Raw genomic sequence first — 16,266 nt, forward strand, 5'->3', positions numbered from 1 at the left:
GTATGTTAATGTGCTACGAAGTTAAGGTAATTTTTACTAAATAGATTTTAGTCCGATGTTACCCAGGTATGAACCGACGGCCATGATCATACACGAAATGATCACCCCAATGCTGACAGATAGGAATGCTTTGTTACGCTCAATCTTAAGGAAATAGGCTGCCAAGGTACCCATGTAAGCGCCGGTACCGGGCAGTGGAATCATCACAAAAATCATTAATCCCCAGAAGCCATATTTCTGTATATCGGCTCCCACGCCCTTCTTGGCTCGGCGGCCTAATTTGATCACACCCTTCTTGTAAGTGCGGTTAGGCCAAAGCTTTCGACTGAAGGTCTCTATCAGCCAGGCTAGTACCGGAAAAACGAGCAGGTTGGCAACTAGTCCTACCACGAAAGCCCAGAAGATGGGCATGTCGTTGAGCACGGCGTAAGGAATTCCCGCCCGCGCCTCCCCAAATGGGGAGATGCTAAGCAGAAAAGTATAAATCAAGGTTTCAAGCATAAATAATGTACTGATAAAAATTGGCGCTGGGGCTTATTTAAAGAAAAAGTCCAGCAACTCCTGCTGCATGACCGGATTGATGGCGACAGCCAGAATCACTGAAATGATCAAGCCGATAGTGACAGATAAAACGTCTTTCCCGATCAGCCTGAATGTTTTGCTGAATGCCGCTGTAGAGTCCTGCGCCCGGATGCGCATACCCAGTTCACGACCTGCTAACAAGCCCACAAAAACCCAGGTAGTACTCATCGGCATGTTGTTTAACTCCTTGAAATAGTAAAGAATCAGGGCGTAGACCAGGTCGATAATAGTGGCGCTGCGCACGTCCCGTACTTCAGACTTTTCGTTGATGATATGCTGGATTTTGTCTCCCTTCATGTAGAACAGGAAACCAAGCCCCAGGAAGATAAAGCCCGCAAAAGCCAGAAACTCAAAGCCACCCAGCTGACGCGGCAGGTATACGGCGATGTTCGCCAGGTCTTGCACAAGCCAGATGTACCACAAGAAGCCACTGATGAGCCACTGCGCCACCGTCCAGAGCACATGCGCCTCGCCTTTGATAAAGCGCTTGATCACTTTGGAAAGCAACAGGTAAATGATGAGGGCTGAGATAAACGCCAGTGCATAACCCGCCAGACTCTTGTTGATCATGCCGAGCACGGTTGCGCTAGTAGCAGTGAATACGCTCAGCAACATAAAGGTAGTCGATACCGGGATGCGGAACCTGGTCAGGAGCAACAGCACGATAGGAGAGGCCAGTTGCAGGTATACGAAGCTTTCAGGGGCCTTTTCAAGACCAGGCGTGGCCAGGCGCTGATAGGTTACGTCGCCATCGAAAGCGTACCAGCTGTAAGTCACCGTGCCCAAAAAGATAAGTCCCATGAACAGCCACTGCCAGTACCACTTTTTGTCTTCGTTAGAAACGATAAATGTGCCGATGGTTTGGATACTGTCGTTGGCGATGGCCGAGTAGCCCGCGAAAGCAAAGCCCACCCACATGGCAATGTTTGGGTAAGGGTATACTATACCTGCCATAAAGAGTGAGAAAGCGATGAAATAGAGAAACTTCTTCTCTTTCTGAAAGATCAGGTCGAACTGATTGTAGCGTTTCCTGAATTTATAAGGCTGAATAGGAGCCAGGTGCGGCCGCTTTTTTTGCGTTTTTGGCATCTGTAAAAATGATTCTTTTAAGAGAATAAGTTGGTGTATGTGTGAAGTACCTTAGGCTGTTACTTCTTCTTCTTTGCTGACTTCGAGTTCCGGATTGGTTGTCTCCACCAGACCTACTTCCGGCTGCGGATCAAACTCGCCTTCCCAGCGGGCGACCACAGCAGTAGCCAGGCAGTTACCAGTCACGTTGATGGAAGTGCGGGCCATGTCCATGAGTTCATCTATACCCAGGATGGCAAACAACGGCCAGACCGGCAGGTTAAAGGAAGCGACCGTGCCAAGCAGGATCACGAGCGAAGCACGTGGCACACCGGCCACACCCTTGCTGGTCAGCATCAGGGTGAACACCATCAGCAACTGTTGCTCCCAGGTCAGGTCGATGCCGGCGGCCTGCGCCACAAACACGGCGGCCAGCGCCAGGTATAGCGTAGTGCCGTCCAGGTTGAAACTGTAACCCGTCGGCATCACAAATGCCACGATACGGCGCGGTACGCCCAGCTTTTCCATCTCTTCCATGGCACGCGGCAAGGCTGCTTCTGAGCTGGTGGTGGCAAAGGCTATGGATACCGGACCCGAAATCGCTTTCAGGAACCGCACGATCGGGATGCGGGCGATCAGGGCAACTGGCAACAGCACCAGCAAGACGAACGCCAAAAGCGCTACATAGAGAGTTGCCAGCAATTGGAACAGATTCACAAGGATACCAAAGCCCATGTGTCCGACTGTGTAGGCAATAGCGGCACCTACACCGATCGGCGCAAAGTACATGATGATATTGGTGAACTTAAACATGGTTTCCGAAAGGCTTTCACAGAAGTCGAGCATCGGCTTGCGTTTCTTCTCAGTCACCATCGCCAGGCCAATGGCAAAGATCACACTGAACACCACAATCTGCAGCACCTGTCCCTCAGCAACTGACTTGGCAATGTTCTCCGGGAAGACGTGCAGAATGATGTCAGACCAGGTCTGTTTGACAGGAGCCTGTATCTCGTCTGTCTCGGCTATACCTGCCATGTTGATGCCCTCGCCGGCTTTGCTGATGTTAATCGCCGCCAGACCGATGAAGAGGGCCAGGGTGGTCACGATCTCGAAGTAAAGGATCGCTTTCCAGCCCATGCTCCCGATCTGCTTCAGGTTGGCGTGACCCGCTATACCTACCACCAGCGTGGCGAATATGAGCGGCGCTATGATCGTTTTGATCAGCTTCAAAAACACCTTGCTGAGTACGTTCAGGTGCTGCGCTACCTGCGGAAAATCATAGCCTATCTGGGCGCCGACCACCATACTGATCAGGATCCAGGTCGTGAGGTTACGCTTTTGTAAGCCGTAGAGCAGCAGCACACCGGTACCACCCCAACGGATGGCAGTGAGTACTTCAGTGGGCAGGGCAATAATGGCATACTGCTGGAGTACCGTAAGAAGGGCGGCAATGCTGATGCAGATCAGGGTTGCCAGTGGCAAAAAGGCCTTGTTCATAAATTAATCTTCTAAAGCTTGACTATTTTTAAATTGGAGTGGTGCTTTTTTTCGACAGCCTGTTTTTGAGGGCGGCTATCACAGGAGGTGCCATCGACAACACGATGATGGCCAGAATAAGGAGCGAGAAATGCTGCTTAACTGCCGGCAGGTTTCCAAACAGATAGCCCATCAGCATAAAAAACACCACCCACACCAATGCTCCCACGATGTTGAATCCAAAGAAGCGGCGGTAATTCATTTTGCCTACACCGGCCACAAAAGGGGCGAATGTGCGAATAATGGGCACAAAGCGGGCATAGATGATGGTGCGACCGCCATACTTTTCATAAAACCGCTGAGTCTGGTCGATGTGCGTGCGGCGCAGGAACCAGAAGTCGCGCAGGTAAATGCGGCTTCCGATCCTGCTGCCTACATAGTAGTTAAAAGAATCGCCCAAAATAGCGGCTACGATCAGCAGCCCCATCAACAATAGCAGGTGTAGCCCCGATGCAGGTATAGCAGCCAAAGCACCAAGTGCAAACAGCAGCGAATCTCCCGGCAGGAAAGGAGTCACCACCAAACCTGTTTCGCAGAAAATGATGAGAAACAGGATCAGGTAGATCCACTGCTGGTATTCCTGCACCAGTTGCACCAGATGCTGGTCGATGTGCAGTATAAAATCTGCTATGTAATAAATGATATCCATCCGAAAAGGAGCTAATCGTGCCGAAACAGCCTGCTATTTCTTTTCATCCTTGTCGTGGACGGACTTGTCGAGCTCGCTCTTGATCTCGTTGGTGGCGTCTTTGAACTCCCGGATGCCACGACCCATGCCGCGGGCAAGTTCAGGAATGCGCTTGGCGCCAAACAGGAGTAAAATGGCAAATATAATGATGGTTACTTCTGCGCCTCCTAGGCTTCCGATGAAGGCCAATATTCCAATGCTGTTCATGTAATATGATGTTAAATTTGATTTTGAGATAGACTGATCATTCGCCCCTTCGCCACCACAAAAGCAGCTACACGTAGCGGCAGCCACTTGATAGAAAGAAGGGGCCGTAACAGCTGCATCGCAAAGTTTTGCAGCCGGCATAATAAAAATTGATTGATAAAACTGGCTGCGAAACAGCCGTGGCTATACCTGCAGGTGGCAGACGGGGCATAAGAGCGCGGTCTGTAGCAGTTTAGCGCTAAAGAATGGGGAGAACAGCAGCCTAGGGAGCTTGGGGCTGGCTGGAAGTGTAGAAAAACTGGCAGAAGAAATTGTCGCCGGGTGCCCGCGCGGCATAAGGCGGGATGGCTTCATCGGTTGGGAGTTTGAAGCCAAGCACCTTTGTAAAGGTAGCCGCTGGGTGAAAGTTAAACGTGAGTGTAGCTGTTGTTCCTTCCTGAGCCAGGTATAGCATACCCTGGTGTAAGCCTGTTAGGTGATTATCGCCGCTTACCGACTCATCTTGCGCTATAGCTGTGGGGCTAGGATGTGTTACTTTTGCCGCATCTTGGCCATAGGTTACCGAGCTATGGAGCAAAACGGCCCAAAGCAGAGCAAGTGACATGATTAAATGTCTCAGGAATCGGTATTTAGGCTGAATTTGGGTCATAAGCAACCGCAAATATACTAGGAATAATAAGGAAGCAAGTGAAGTCGTATTATTAATTTACGGACTCTTTTTATGTCGTGATTTTCAAAGCGATATACCCCATGAAACAAAAAGGCCTGCTCCAGCAGAACAGGCCTTTTTACGGAAATACACGATTACTTTTTTCTGGCTTCTAAAATCAGTTGGTAGGGACCGTACTTGTGCTGTTCTTCGATAAAGCCGTCTGCGTAAGGGCCAAAAGGGTGGTCGATTGGCTTCTTTGAAATGTCAGGCCAGTCTTTACTGATGTCTTTTCTCGGGCGAGGCATGGAGTTGACATAAGCGGCCAGGTCCCAGGCTTCTTCGTCCGTCAGCATTGGACTATTATGCGTAGCGCTGAGTGGCATGTTGGCCTTCACGTAGCGGGCGAAGGTGGACACACGGAACAGACCAGCGCCATCGTTATAACTGTCATCCCCCCACAGCGGTGGGTAAGTATACTCCGGATTACCGGCCGGTTTCATCCCCTGGCCATTGTCGCCGTGACATACCTGGCACTTCTGGGCATAAATGGCCTTGCCCAGTTCCGGACTGGCGGCACGGTCGAGATAGGCGATATCGATTAAGCCGGCTCCATTTGGCGTTTCACCTTTCGGTACTTCTTTTCCTACCCAGTTAATGTAAGCCACCATAGCCTTCATTTCTTTGGAGTCCGGCTTGGGAGCCTCCCCGTTAAGACTGCGCTCGAAACAGTCTGTGACACGCTTTACCAAATCCTCTTCTGTGCCAGAGCGTGCACGTAACTTCGGGTAGGTGGATACAACCAGGGAGTAGTTGTTGCCAAACGATTTGGTGCCGGCGTCGAGGTGGCAGTTCTGACAGTTCAACCCATTGGCAATCTGCAGCACACTGCCTTCCGGTCCCAGATACTTGGCTGTATGGGCTACAAGTTCACGACCGTAGCGGGTCTCGTCGCCTTCAGGATTTGCGGGAAGCGATGCCAGGTCAGGAGCATGCCACATACCTTCTGCTGGCTGATCAGTTATAACAGGAGCTGGCGTAGGAGCGGTTTTTTGGGTTAGAGATGGCAGGCTTACCTTTGTACCGGTAATTTCCAGGAACATCACGATGCCCAGCATCAGGATCACCGCAACAGCACTCAAGCCCACGACATTTGAAATTCTCAGGAGAAAGCGGATCACTTCATTTTCTTGATTCAGATTCATGATATAAGGCGGTTAGAGGTTGGCTAGAATCAAGTTAACTCCTTATGCTTTGAAAGTATGTGACATAAGTCACCCTTGTCCGGCGGTATAAAAAACGAGAGCAGGAAGAATGGCTTCCTGCTCTCGTTTTTTATCTGAAGGTATAGTCTACATTGGGTAGCTGCGACAGCACCGGGGCAGGCAAGTCGAGTGCCTTGGCACGTCCGTCGGCTTTGGGAGCTACCGTGCCGTGCTCCCTCAAATACTCTTCTATTACATCGTGTATGGTATAGTCGAGCACTTGCGTTTCTACAGCGTTTGGCATACGGCAAAGCATGTGGTCCGGCTCCCCACGGCGGAGACAGGCACCCATGGTATAGAGTCTGTTCGGGTCAATGGGTTTGCCACCAACCGTGATCGACTGCACCCGCTGCCCTTTCGGAGCGTTGGCCTTAAAAGTCATTTCCATACCTGAGAAGCGGATTACCCAACCGCCGAAGCGTTCCAACGGTTTCTCGGCGAACACATTGTGTAACTCCTTCTCCATCCAGTCCTGTATCTGCTTGCCAGTGGCCTTACCGATCTTCACGTTTTCATTCACCGGCAGCATATTCCAGACGTCACTGTAAGTAATGGCTGCCTTTCCGGAGGCATCCGGCACGATCGGGGTACTGAAGCGAAAACCGTTGGAAATGGCTATGTCTACACCCGTTTTCCAGCGCACCGCATCGGTGATCATATTGTCCATCGGATTTTCCACGACCAGGTAGCGGTAGAGCGGGGTAGATGTATAGCCTAGTACACGTTCCATCTGGTTTTTGTAAGGCGCCATCTGTTCGTCCACGATACGCTGCACCTTCGGGTCAGCCGGGTATACAGCCGGGTCCACATCGATCAGCTTGTAACGTTGGCCTACAATTTTACCGTTTTTCACGTCCAGGTCGAGGCGGCCTACAAACGAGGCGAAAGCGCCGGGTTCGAGCACCTGTGCATACTTGCCTTGCAGCGGCTGACGGATGCGCTCGTGCGTGTCGTTACCCAGGATAAAGTCCACGCCTTTGATCTGTTCCTGGTCTGCCAGGTATAGCTGCTTCGAGATGCCAAGGTGTGTTACCAGGAAAAGGATGTCTACGCCTTGTTCTTCCTTCAGCTCTTTGATGAGCGGCTCGATATTGTCTTCAAGTTGTTTGAAAAGAAGACCCTTGCTGAAAGCCGGGTTCTGTCGGATCGGTACTTCAGGATCGTTGTAGGAGATAAAGCCCAGTTTTACGCCTTTCAGATCCTTGATAATGTAGGGTGGATAAAGCATGTCAGAAGTGGCCTCATCATAGATATTGGCGCAAACCACCGGCTTACCATAGGATGCCAGTACATCCTGCATTTTCTGACTTCCGAAAATCACCTCCCAATTGCCAGGGATCAGGAAATCATAGTCCATGGCTTTGATGACAGGGCCAAACACGGCTCCTTCCGAAAGGGCTGCTACAGCGCTTCCCTGTATCAGGTCGCCACCATCCACAATCACGGTGCCGCCCGGATTCCCGGCTTTCACTTGTTTGAATATAGTTTGGATGTTGGCCACGCCACCACGCTCTTTAAACACGAACTCACCGTCTTCAATGAACATTTCCTGGTGCGGCATCAGCTGTCCGTGAATGTCGGCTGTCTGCAGAATGGTGATGGTTTCAATGCCATCTTCGTTGGCCTGTGTGTCTTCCTGCTGACTGGTTTGGCAGGAGGTTGCTAAGGTAAGGCCGAGTATGGGGATGGCGGAGAGAAAATGCTTCAGGTTTCGTTTCATGGTGCGGTTGATTAGTTAAGATGATGATCTGTTTTTCAGGCATCCTAACAAATATCAACTTTACCCAATGGCTATACAGTGACTTTTGTCACAGCTCGGGTTATTACATAAATACCCGCTCCAGCATATCCCCTACAAAATACGCCAGCGATGCCGCCAGTCCGCCCAGCAGTAGTGTTTCGGCTATACCTGCAAAAATATTGCGCTCGGTCACAATGCTTTTGAGACTCCCTACAATGGTAAGGGCGATACCTGTGAGCACACTGGAATAAAGAAAGAGTTCGGCTCCTGCTATACCTGAATCAAGACCCGCAAAAATGTAAGCCAGCAAAGGGATGGAACCGACCAGAATAAAGCTGACGAAGGTAACGGAAGCAGTTTTGACAGGGGTCTTGTCGTCTTTGGTCATTTCCAGCTCCTCCTTCATCATGGTATCCACCCACACATCTTTGTCTGAAGTGATGACTTCCACTACCTGGTTCAATAACTCGCCTTTAAAGCCTTTGGCTTCGTAAATTTCCCGAACTTCCTCTTTCTCGGTTTCGCCCAGGTTGTCCACTTCCCAATATTCACGGGCCTTGTGTCGGTCAAAATTGTCACGGGATGCTTTGGTAGAGAAGAAGTTGCCGACCGACATCGAAAAGCCATCAGCAATCAGGTTTGCCAGTCCCAGGATAATCACCACAGAAATACCTAAACTGGCACCCTCAGCACCGGCTACTACGGCAAAGGTGGTAATAGCACCGTCTATGCCACCATAAACGAATTCCGAGATATACTCTTTCCTGAAGAAGAGGATTTTATCTTCTGCCTGTATTTCATGGTGTTGCATGGCACGGGACGTTTAAGTTTAGCTATACTCAAGTTACAGGAAAAAGGAAAGAATAGAAAGTTGATGAAGGTCGAGAGATAGGAGATGAGCGGGAGCAAGGAAACCTGTGCCATATACACCCTAGGCCTGAAGCGACGTCATAGTGAAACGTCGTTGCCGGATTTGCTGGTGTCGTGATGGACAGCTACCATATTAGGCTCCTCTGAAGGTACAGGTATAGCCGAACGTTCTTTAAAAGGACGAAACTGCTGCTCTAAAAAAGACTTTGGATACTGTTCCACTTCCTCAAAACCTAATTCAATATCCCGCCCGTCTTCAGGCATGTAGGAGGTGCCGAATAGGTAATCCCACACACTCAGGCTAATGCCATAATTCGCACCGTAGCGACGGGGCAATTGCTTGGCGTGGTGCCAAATGTGCATTTGTGGATTATTAAACAGGTAGCGCAGCGGACCCAAGGGGATGTAGAGATTGGAGTGGTTAAAATGGCCGATGGCCGTAGCGAAAATGTGGACCAGGAAAAAGTCCTGAATGCCGAAGCCAATCATAGCCAGCGGGATATACTCCAAGGTGCGGTATACCACGGTTTCACCCCAATGAAAGCGCAAGTGCGCCGCAAAGCCCATCTGCTGTACAGAGTGGTGTACCTTGTGGAATCGCCACAGAAAGTCGGAACGGTGCAGGAGGCGGTGCACGTTCCACTGAATAAAATCGCGCAGTACAAATAGCGTGAGCAGCTGCGCCCACACCGGCCACGATTGTATCTCAAAGGCCACTAGATTCTGAACGCAGAACAAGCCCAGAAAATCGTTGAAAGCCTCTACGCCAATGTTGGAAATAGCATTGAAACCAACCAGTGAGAAAAGGAAAAAATTGAAGAACATGTAGAAGCCGTCGAGCCAAAAATCCTGCCGGATCTTTGCTTGGCTTTTCCGCCAGGGCACCACAATCTCCAGCAACCAGAAAAACAGCGACAAGCCTACCAACCAGTAGAAATAGTTGCCCCAACTCGGATGCAGCATTTCACGCCACAGGTAACTCCCGTAGTCTGAAAAAGAGCTTGTGAAGATGTTCCAGTATTTTTCCATGCAGCTTTACTTGCAATGAATTGTCTATAGAATTTGTTCCCGGGGATTTGATCTTGTAAGTATAAAAAAATAGCCGGCAATATGTTTCTAACCGGCTATTTTCAGTGTGACTTATTTCGAGAGCCCCTGCAGGAACTCGCGCACTTCTTTCGTATCATATTCGGCCATGCCTTCCTGCTTGGCTACAATCTTCCCTTCCGGCGATATGATAAACGTGGTAGGTATAGCGGTGCTGTAAAACTCCTGCGGAAACTGGCTGGCCGGCATGTAAACCGGGAAGGTATAACCCTTCTTATCGATAAACTTCTTCACTTTGGCCATCCCGGCTTCGTCTACCGACAGCATCACAAAGGCGACTTTATTCGGGTCCATTTTCTTATACAGGCTGTGAATATTTGGCATCTCCGCAATGCATGGCGGACACCAGGTTGCCCAGATGTTGAGGAAGATCACTTTGCCCTTCAGGCTTTCAAATGCAACAGTTTTACCCTCCAGGTCTACCATCTTGAATCCGGCACCTGCCATGGGCGCTCCGGCAGTTTCATAGGCTGCTGTCTCTGCTGCATTGGCAACTTCCTCAATGGCGGGCACATCTGCATTTTTTATACCTGTAGCCAGCAAAATGCGCTGTACCTGTCCGATAGCTTCGGTATGCAGACCTGTCAGGTATAGAATGCCGAAAATACCGAGCATGACAGCCCAGCCGGGTATGTTCTTGATTGAAAATTTATTCTTATCCATGATAATTTGTTTTAATTGGAATCAGTTTTCGCGAATCAGATCCATTTTACTGAGTCGCATATAAATCTACACTTTCTTGCTCTAAGCTTACAACTCTACAGTGGTATAGCCTTGTTCCTGCAAGTCAAACATGTAGGTCAGTCCGTTCGGAATCACTTCTACACCATCTAGCAGCGAACTTGAGTCGATGTTGAACTGCTTGAGCGACATGCCGCATACCCGGTAAGTGATGCCGGTTGCTTTGCCTTTCTCAAACTCCTGTGCCATATTACTGCCCTTTACAAATGCTTCGACGGACTTGCCGCAGGCCATCACCACAAAGCTCTCCCGCTGAAAGCGGCTCTCTTTCGTAATTGTTTCAGCTGTACTCACAGCAGCTTTCAGGTGGTTAGGCTGACTGATCAGCACGGCGTATTTTTTTCCGGTTTGAGTTACAACTGCTTCGGGTGCAGCAGTGCTTTGGGTAGCTGTCGTGCCTGTGGCGCAGGAGCCGAGGAACATCAGAAGACCAACAGCCAGCACGGCTACATAATTACTGTTTATTTTATTCTTAAGAGTTGATTTCATCTGTTTGTTCTGAAAAAATGTCTGGTCCAGACCATAATAAACGGCTCCATTTACTATGAAAAACAGGAGCATCCCGATCAGGGCAATGTTCTTGAATAAAGGGCCGGAACCTTCGGCGCCAACCTGCACGGTGAGGGTAATCGGAATCAGAATACCTAGCAGTAAGAAAGCGGCTAGTCTCGTTTTAAACCCAGCCAGCAGCATGCAGCCGCCAAACAGTAAACCCACACCCGTTAAGATGATCAGGGTTTCGGCAGGTGCTATCCAGGTAGCCAGTTGGGCAAAAGGCGCTTTTTCAAGTCTGGCGGCAGCGCCGGCAGTTTGAAGTAAATGATTGAAGCCAGCCATGATAAAGATCAGGCTGCCCATGATGCGGAGCACCAGGAATGATATTTTTTGCAATGAAGTATTTCCCATAAGATCGCTTTTTTTCTTTCAATGATCGTCGCAGCAGGATAGGAGGAGCCTATCACCTTGACATGTCCAGTAAGGCACAGCCAGACAGGTTGAGCTATTAGGGCAAACCTGGTATCTGATGGCTGTGTCTGTATAGTGCATTCGTTATGTTAAGAAAAATCGCGGAGGGTCAGGGTCGGCGCCTAAACTAGGCGAAAGGTGTTTTAGCTGCACAACAGTCCTAAACTGCTGTCTTGCATTCGATGAAGAAAAAAGATCAGATGCAGCGACATCCAACACAGCATAGAATTGCTGGCCGCAGTCAACCATGACATTGGCAGCGTTCTTCTGCTCGGAGTGCGTTTGGTGCTTCAGGCACTTCTTAGCGCAGTGACGCTTCAATTGTTTGTTCGCACTCGCTGCCTTCAACTCACTTCTAAGCGCACAGGCAACCCCGTTCACTGGCTTATGAGAAGTCGCCATGGTGAAGAGGAGTAACAAAGTGCTTAAGAGAAGGAGCAGCGTGTGCTTCATGTTTTGGGTTTAAGCTGCAGGTATAGAAAACCGGCTATCACGTAAATTTACAATTCTAAGTTTGGCTAACTAAGTTAGGTTCGCATTTCTGGCTGTGCCATAAGAGCTTTTTGGTGCAGCACATCCTTATTTCAGAAATTATACCAGCACCAACAGTCAGGATGGCTGTGCCCAACAGTACAAATTCCACGCCAAATAGGTCGCTGAAAACACCCGCTGCCACAGCACCGGCTACATAGCCAAAGTCGCGCCAGAAGCGGAAAATGCCCAGGCTTTGTGGACGCTGCTCGGGGTGCGTGTTCTCGGCCACAACCGACAGGAAATTCGGGTATACCAGCGCCGTGCCGGCTCCCAACAGTACAAGTGCCGCTATTACAATGGCATAGGCCTGACTGAAGAAGAGCACACCAATAGCCACACCCTGTAGCATCATACCCAGGTTCAGCAGTTGTTTCTTGCATAGCACATCGCCGAGTTTGCCCGTCACTAATTGTCCGAGGCCCCACACCGCTGGGTAGATGCCTGCCAATAAACCGACCTGTTGCAAGGTATAGCCTTTACTCATCAACAGCACCGGCAACAAACCCCATAGAATGCCGTCGTTCATATTGTTCACAAAACCGCTCAGCGTCACCGAACCCAGGTTGGCATGCCGCCAGGTCGTGTCTTTCCAGACGCTGCGCAGGAGCGGTATGTTGGTCTGTGCCGTCTCCGTTTTGACATGCGCATGCGTATCGCTTACAAAGAGCCAGGTCAAAAGCAGACCAATGATGGAGAAAGCTATACCTGGGATAAAGGCATACGTCACCTCACCTGTGGTGGAAGCAATATAGCCGGCCAGGAATGCGATCAGACCAACGGCTAGGTAGCCGGCAAACTCATTAATGCCCATCGCGAGTCCGCGGTTTTTCTCACCTACCAGATCAATCTTCATGACTACAGTAGCAGACCAAGCCAGTCCCTGATTTATACCTAGCAGGAGATTAGCAAAGATGACCCACCACCAGTTGTTGGCGTAAAGCAGGAGCCAGGGCACTGGCAGGGCAAAGAGCCAACCAATCAAAAGCAGTTGCTTGCGGGTAAAGCGGAGCGTGAGCCGGCCCATCATCATGTTGGCAAATGATTTGGCAAGACCAAAAGCCACGATAAACGACAGAAGCGCTGTGTGTCCGCTAATACCGAAAACCGTTTCGGCAAACTCAGGAATAACAGAGCGCTCCAGTCCGACCATGGCGCCCACAAAACCGTTGATTAGCACCAGCAGCCAGAACTGCTTTGCATTCTCTCTTAAGCCAAGTTTTGTATCTGTTGTCGACATAGTTCTATGATATTTTTAGGTATGCATGAAAGCCATTGCTTTTAGCATATGGCTTTCATGCATGTACTCAACACTCAGCTAATTTCATTTTTAATGCGGCAATCTGTCTTTGATAGCACCATACAGGTAAGTACCTGACAGCGCTCCAGCTATGGCGATGAAGATTGCCCAGTAACTATAACCAATGTTTACGAACATCGGACCAGGGCAGGCACCTGTCAGCGCCCAACCAAAGCCGAAAATGGTACCGCCGATGATGTAACGCGGAATCGACATTTCCTTGGGGGTGAACACAATAGGGTTGCCCTGGAAGTCACGCAGTTTGAATTTCTTGATCAGGAATGTGGCAATAGTACCCAGCACGACAGCCGTACCGATGATGCCATACATATGGAAATCCTGGAAGCGGAACATCTCCTGAATGCGGAACCATGAGATCGCCTCCGACTTACTCATCACGATGCCGAACAAAATGCCGGCTATTATAAATTTTATACCTTTCACGAGTCTGTATTTTTAAGCTTTAGAAAATGAGCGGCAGCAACACGAAGGTTGTGATCAGGCCACCGATGAAGAAACCAATTACGGCGATCAGTGAAGGAAGCTGCAAGTTGGAAATACCACTGATGGCGTGCCCTGAAGTACAGCCCCCGGCGTAGCGTGCGCCAAAACCGATGGCAAAGCCGCCCAGCAGCAGGATCAGGAATCCTTTAAGGGTAAATGCGGCACTAAGTCCGAAAATCTCCTGTGGTTGCATGCCCTCCGGCGATGAAATACCCAGTTGCTGCAGGTCTTGGATCGTAGCCTGTGAGATCTGAACGGCTTCCCCGTTGGAGAGAAATTCAGCTGAAATAAACCCACCGATCACGGCCCCTACCAGAAACAATAGGTTCCAACTTTGCGAACGCCAATCGAAATCAAAAAACTTAACCGTTTTGCCAGCACCGCAGGCCGAGCAAATGGTGCGCAGGTTAGAAGAGAAACCAAACGACTTGCCGAAAAACAACAGCAACACCATGATGAAAGCGATCACGATACCCGAGGTATACCATGGCCATGGTTGTCTTAAAAGCTCTAACATATTTTTAATCTATATAATATTTAGTGATGAAGAGAGATAAGCAGGGAAGGGACGAGGTCGCATGCCCCTTCCGAATCTGCTAGTTTTTTGTTTAGTTATTTGGCCAGGCACCTATACCTCCCGCGAGGTTGTAGCACTTGAAGCCTTGGGCGCTCATCAAGTCGCAGGCAGAACCACTGCGGTTGCCACTGCGGCAAAACACGAAGTATTCTTTGTCTTTGTCGAGTGAGCCCAGTGCGTTCTGGAACTGACCAGTAGTCACGTCCAGGTTCTTAGCGCCTTTGATAGTGCCAGATGCAAATTCACCGGCTGTTCTCACATCCAGCAGTTCTGCTTTAGGATCACTCTGGAATTTAGTTTTGAATGCTTTTCCGTCCAGATTTTCGTAATTCTTAGGAGCGGATTTGAAGATATTGAACATGGCTTTTATGTCTTGTTGTCAGTGATTTAATATTTACAATTCAAAGGTACAGGTAATGCAAATCAGGTTCAGTGACTTTGGTCACGCAGCTTGGTTTAAAAGAAAACGGGGCCAGTTTATACCGTCCCCGTTTCCCTAATCAAAACACTAAACTATATTACTTTAAAGTTGAGGGGCAAACATAGGCAGTTCTCGGAACGTTTGTCTCGGCGATAGCCTTGAAGCCCCCTTCCACATTCACGACATTGTCAAAACCTCTTGCCTTTAGGATAGAGGCTGCGATCATGGAGCGGTAACCGCCAGCACAGTGAATGTACATGTCTTCCACTTTCGGCAGCTCTGCCAGGTGGTCGTTCAAATAGTCCAGGGGCGCATGCTGGGCGGTTGCTACGTGCTCGGCCTGGTATTCGCCTGGCTTGCGTACATCTACTACTTTAATACTGTTGTTTTTGGCATAATCTGCTTCAAATGCAGCTGCTGATATAGACTTGATCGAGTCTACTTCTTTGCCAGCCGCTTGCCAGGCCTCGAAGCCACCTTGCAAGTATCCAAGCGTGTTATCGTAACCTACACGGGCCAGTCTTGTCACTACTTCTTCTTCACGACCTTTGGCGGCAATGAACAGAATCGGCTGCTGAACATCCGGAATCAGAGCACCTACCCAAGGAGCAAAGTTGCCGTCGATACCAATGTTGATCGAGTTTGGGATAAAGCCGGCTGCAAAAGTTTCAGGCTTGCGGGTATCCAGTACCAGAGCACCTGTTTCGTTCACAGCCGCTTCAAAAGCCTCCGGTGATAGCGGCTGCTGGCCTTGTGTTAGTACATCGGTAATGTTGGCATAGCCTTCCTTGTTCATCTTCACGTTCATCGGGAAGTAGCCAGGAGGTGGTAGCAAGCCGTCAGTTACTTCTTTTACAAACTCTTCTTTAGTCATGTCGGCACGCAGGGCATAGTTTACCTTTTTCTGATTACCGAGCAGGTCAGTGGTTTCCTTGCTCATGTTTTTGCCACAGGCAGAACCGGCACCGTGTGCAGGGAACACGATCACGTCATCCGGCAAGGTCATGATCTTGTTACGCAGCGAGTCATACAGGTGAGCGGCAAGTTGCGCTTCTGTCAGGTCAGACTTCACAGCCAAATCAGGACGTCCTACGTCGCCGATGAAGAGTGTGTCGCCGGAGAAGATCGCATGCTCTTTCCCATTCTCGTCTAGCAGCAGGTAGGTAGTAGACTCCATCGTATGACCCGGTGTGTGCAGCACCTTGATGGTTACGTTGCCCAGTTTTAATTTTTCTCCATCGGTTGCAATGTGAGCTTCAAAAGTAGGTTGCGCATTGGGTCCGAAAACAATCTGTGCGCCGGTCGCCTTTGCCAGATCAACGTGGCCAGAAACAAAGTCGGCATGGAAGTGCGTCTCCAGTACATACTTGATTTTGGCGTTGGCTTTTTCAGCTTTCTCCAGGTATGGCTTGATCTCGCGAAGCGGGTCAACGATAGCTACTTCACCGTTGCTTTCGATGTAGTAAGCGCCTTGTGCCAGGCAACCAGTATAGATCTGTTCTACTTTCATGGG

The 16,266-nt window shown here is 49.6% G+C and carries 18 protein-coding genes; all 18 read right to left on the reverse strand.

The genetic code is table 11. The features are described from left to right. Positions 1-36 precede the first annotated feature (36 nt). A complete protein-coding gene (locus AC5FX6_RS02290) occupies positions 37-501 on the reverse strand; it encodes a COG2426 family protein (protein ID WP_493595410.1) in 465 nt (154 codons plus the stop codon). 33 nt (positions 502-534) lie between these two features. Next, positions 535-1,671, reverse strand: coding sequence for a hypothetical protein (locus AC5FX6_RS02295; protein ID WP_493595411.1), 1,137 nt, complete (start codon positions 1,669-1,671; stop codon positions 535-537). A gap of 51 nt (positions 1,672-1,722) precedes the next feature. Then, positions 1,723-3,147 (reverse strand): dicarboxylate/amino acid:cation symporter, encoded by a 1,425-nt coding sequence (locus AC5FX6_RS02300; RefSeq protein WP_493595412.1) that lies wholly within the window; start codon positions 3,145-3,147, stop codon positions 1,723-1,725. Positions 3,148-3,175: 28 nt separating this feature from the next. Further along, positions 3,176-3,835 (reverse strand): DedA family protein, encoded by a 660-nt coding sequence (locus AC5FX6_RS02305; RefSeq protein ID WP_493595413.1) that lies wholly within the window; start codon positions 3,833-3,835, stop codon positions 3,176-3,178. Between the two features lie 33 nt (positions 3,836-3,868). After that, positions 3,869-4,081 carry a Sec-independent protein translocase subunit TatA/TatB gene (locus tag AC5FX6_RS02310; protein ID WP_493595414.1) on the reverse strand — a complete coding sequence of 71 codons (213 nt, stop codon included), beginning with the start codon at positions 4,079-4,081 and terminating at the stop codon, positions 3,869-3,871. 262 nt (positions 4,082-4,343) lie between these two features. Further along, on the reverse strand, positions 4,344-4,685 hold the full coding sequence (locus AC5FX6_RS02315) for a hypothetical protein (protein WP_493595415.1): 342 nt from the start codon (positions 4,683-4,685) through the stop codon (positions 4,344-4,346). 200 nt (positions 4,686-4,885) lie between these two features. Continuing rightward, positions 4,886-5,935 carry a c-type cytochrome gene (locus AC5FX6_RS02320; RefSeq protein WP_493595416.1) on the reverse strand — a complete coding sequence of 350 codons (1,050 nt, stop codon included), beginning with the start codon at positions 5,933-5,935 and terminating at the stop codon, positions 4,886-4,888. Positions 5,936-6,065: 130 nt separating this feature from the next. Further along, positions 6,066-7,715, reverse strand: coding sequence for a bifunctional metallophosphatase/5'-nucleotidase (locus AC5FX6_RS02325; RefSeq protein WP_493595417.1), 1,650 nt, complete (start codon positions 7,713-7,715; stop codon positions 6,066-6,068). Between the two features lie 103 nt (positions 7,716-7,818). Beyond that, positions 7,819-8,547 (reverse strand): VIT1/CCC1 transporter family protein, encoded by a 729-nt coding sequence (locus AC5FX6_RS02330; RefSeq protein WP_493595418.1) that lies wholly within the window; start codon positions 8,545-8,547, stop codon positions 7,819-7,821. A 137-nt stretch (positions 8,548-8,684) separates the two neighbouring features. Continuing rightward, positions 8,685-9,635 carry a sterol desaturase family protein gene (locus tag AC5FX6_RS02335; RefSeq protein ID WP_493595419.1) on the reverse strand — a complete coding sequence of 317 codons (951 nt, stop codon included), beginning with the start codon at positions 9,633-9,635 and terminating at the stop codon, positions 8,685-8,687. 111 nt (positions 9,636-9,746) lie between these two features. Further along, positions 9,747-10,376 (reverse strand): TlpA disulfide reductase family protein, encoded by a 630-nt coding sequence (locus AC5FX6_RS02340; protein ID WP_493595420.1) that lies wholly within the window; start codon positions 10,374-10,376, stop codon positions 9,747-9,749. 87 nt (positions 10,377-10,463) lie between these two features. Next, entirely contained in the window at positions 10,464-11,360 is an 897-nt protein-coding gene (locus AC5FX6_RS02345; RefSeq protein ID WP_493595421.1) for a DoxX family membrane protein, read from the reverse strand. Between the two features lie 144 nt (positions 11,361-11,504). After that, on the reverse strand, positions 11,505-11,873 hold the full coding sequence (locus AC5FX6_RS02350; protein ID WP_493595422.1) for a hypothetical protein: 369 nt from the start codon (positions 11,871-11,873) through the stop codon (positions 11,505-11,507). A gap of 55 nt (positions 11,874-11,928) precedes the next feature. Next, positions 11,929-13,191 (reverse strand): MFS transporter, encoded by a 1,263-nt coding sequence (locus AC5FX6_RS02355; protein WP_493595423.1) that lies wholly within the window; start codon positions 13,189-13,191, stop codon positions 11,929-11,931. Positions 13,192-13,281: 90 nt separating this feature from the next. Next, the gene (locus tag AC5FX6_RS02360; protein ID WP_493595424.1) at positions 13,282-13,695 is read right to left on the reverse strand and encodes a DUF6691 family protein; all 414 of its coding nucleotides are present in this window, start codon (positions 13,693-13,695) and stop codon (positions 13,282-13,284) included. Positions 13,696-13,714: 19 nt separating this feature from the next. Next, positions 13,715-14,272 carry a YeeE/YedE family protein gene (locus AC5FX6_RS02365; RefSeq protein ID WP_493595425.1) on the reverse strand — a complete coding sequence of 186 codons (558 nt, stop codon included), beginning with the start codon at positions 14,270-14,272 and terminating at the stop codon, positions 13,715-13,717. A 91-nt stretch (positions 14,273-14,363) separates the two neighbouring features. Then, entirely contained in the window at positions 14,364-14,693 is a 330-nt protein-coding gene (locus tag AC5FX6_RS02370; protein ID WP_493595426.1) for a rhodanese-like domain-containing protein, read from the reverse strand. 157 nt (positions 14,694-14,850) lie between these two features. Continuing rightward, positions 14,851-16,263 carry an MBL fold metallo-hydrolase gene (locus AC5FX6_RS02375; protein ID WP_493595427.1) on the reverse strand — a complete coding sequence of 471 codons (1,413 nt, stop codon included), beginning with the start codon at positions 16,261-16,263 and terminating at the stop codon, positions 14,851-14,853. Between the last annotated feature and the right edge of the window lie 3 nt (positions 16,264-16,266).

The organism is Pontibacter sp. LHS2 (assembly GCF_058932845.1).

What these genes read in the sequence shown, in the direction of transcription:
- AC5FX6_RS02295 (WP_493595411.1), bottom strand. Translation starts at nt 1,671, where the DNA reads ATGCCAAAAACGCAAAAAAAGCGGCCGCACCTGGCTCCTATTCAGCCT.
- AC5FX6_RS02365 (WP_493595425.1), bottom strand. Translation starts at nt 14,272, where the DNA reads ATGTTAGAGCTTTTAAGACAACCATGGCCATGGTATACCTCGGGTATC.
- AC5FX6_RS02305 (WP_493595413.1), bottom strand. Translation starts at nt 3,835, where the DNA reads ATGGATATCATTTATTACATAGCAGATTTTATACTGCACATCGACCAG.
- AC5FX6_RS02330 (WP_493595418.1), bottom strand. Translation starts at nt 8,547, where the DNA reads ATGCAACACCATGAAATACAGGCAGAAGATAAAATCCTCTTCTTCAGG.
- AC5FX6_RS02375 (WP_493595427.1), bottom strand. Translation starts at nt 16,263, where the DNA reads ATGAAAGTAGAACAGATCTATACTGGTTGCCTGGCACAAGGCGCTTAC.
- AC5FX6_RS02290 (WP_493595410.1), bottom strand. Translation starts at nt 501, where the DNA reads ATGCTTGAAACCTTGATTTATACTTTTCTGCTTAGCATCTCCCCATTT.
- AC5FX6_RS02315 (WP_493595415.1), bottom strand. Translation starts at nt 4,685, where the DNA reads ATGTCACTTGCTCTGCTTTGGGCCGTTTTGCTCCATAGCTCGGTAACC.
- AC5FX6_RS02310 (WP_493595414.1), bottom strand. Translation starts at nt 4,081, where the DNA reads ATGAACAGCATTGGAATATTGGCCTTCATCGGAAGCCTAGGAGGCGCA.
- AC5FX6_RS02370 (WP_493595426.1), bottom strand. Translation starts at nt 14,693, where the DNA reads ATGTTCAATATCTTCAAATCCGCTCCTAAGAATTACGAAAATCTGGAC.
- AC5FX6_RS02320 (WP_493595416.1), bottom strand. Translation starts at nt 5,935, where the DNA reads ATGAATCTGAATCAAGAAAATGAAGTGATCCGCTTTCTCCTGAGAATT.
- AC5FX6_RS02300 (WP_493595412.1), bottom strand. Translation starts at nt 3,147, where the DNA reads ATGAACAAGGCCTTTTTGCCACTGGCAACCCTGATCTGCATCAGCATT.
- AC5FX6_RS02350 (WP_493595422.1), bottom strand. Translation starts at nt 11,873, where the DNA reads ATGAAGCACACGCTGCTCCTTCTCTTAAGCACTTTGTTACTCCTCTTC.
- AC5FX6_RS02355 (WP_493595423.1), bottom strand. Translation starts at nt 13,191, where the DNA reads ATGTCGACAACAGATACAAAACTTGGCTTAAGAGAGAATGCAAAGCAG.
- AC5FX6_RS02325 (WP_493595417.1), bottom strand. Translation starts at nt 7,715, where the DNA reads ATGAAACGAAACCTGAAGCATTTTCTCTCCGCCATCCCCATACTCGGC.
- AC5FX6_RS02335 (WP_493595419.1), bottom strand. Translation starts at nt 9,635, where the DNA reads ATGGAAAAATACTGGAACATCTTCACAAGCTCTTTTTCAGACTACGGG.
- AC5FX6_RS02340 (WP_493595420.1), bottom strand. Translation starts at nt 10,376, where the DNA reads ATGGATAAGAATAAATTTTCAATCAAGAACATACCCGGCTGGGCTGTC.
- AC5FX6_RS02345 (WP_493595421.1), bottom strand. Translation starts at nt 11,360, where the DNA reads ATGGGAAATACTTCATTGCAAAAAATATCATTCCTGGTGCTCCGCATC.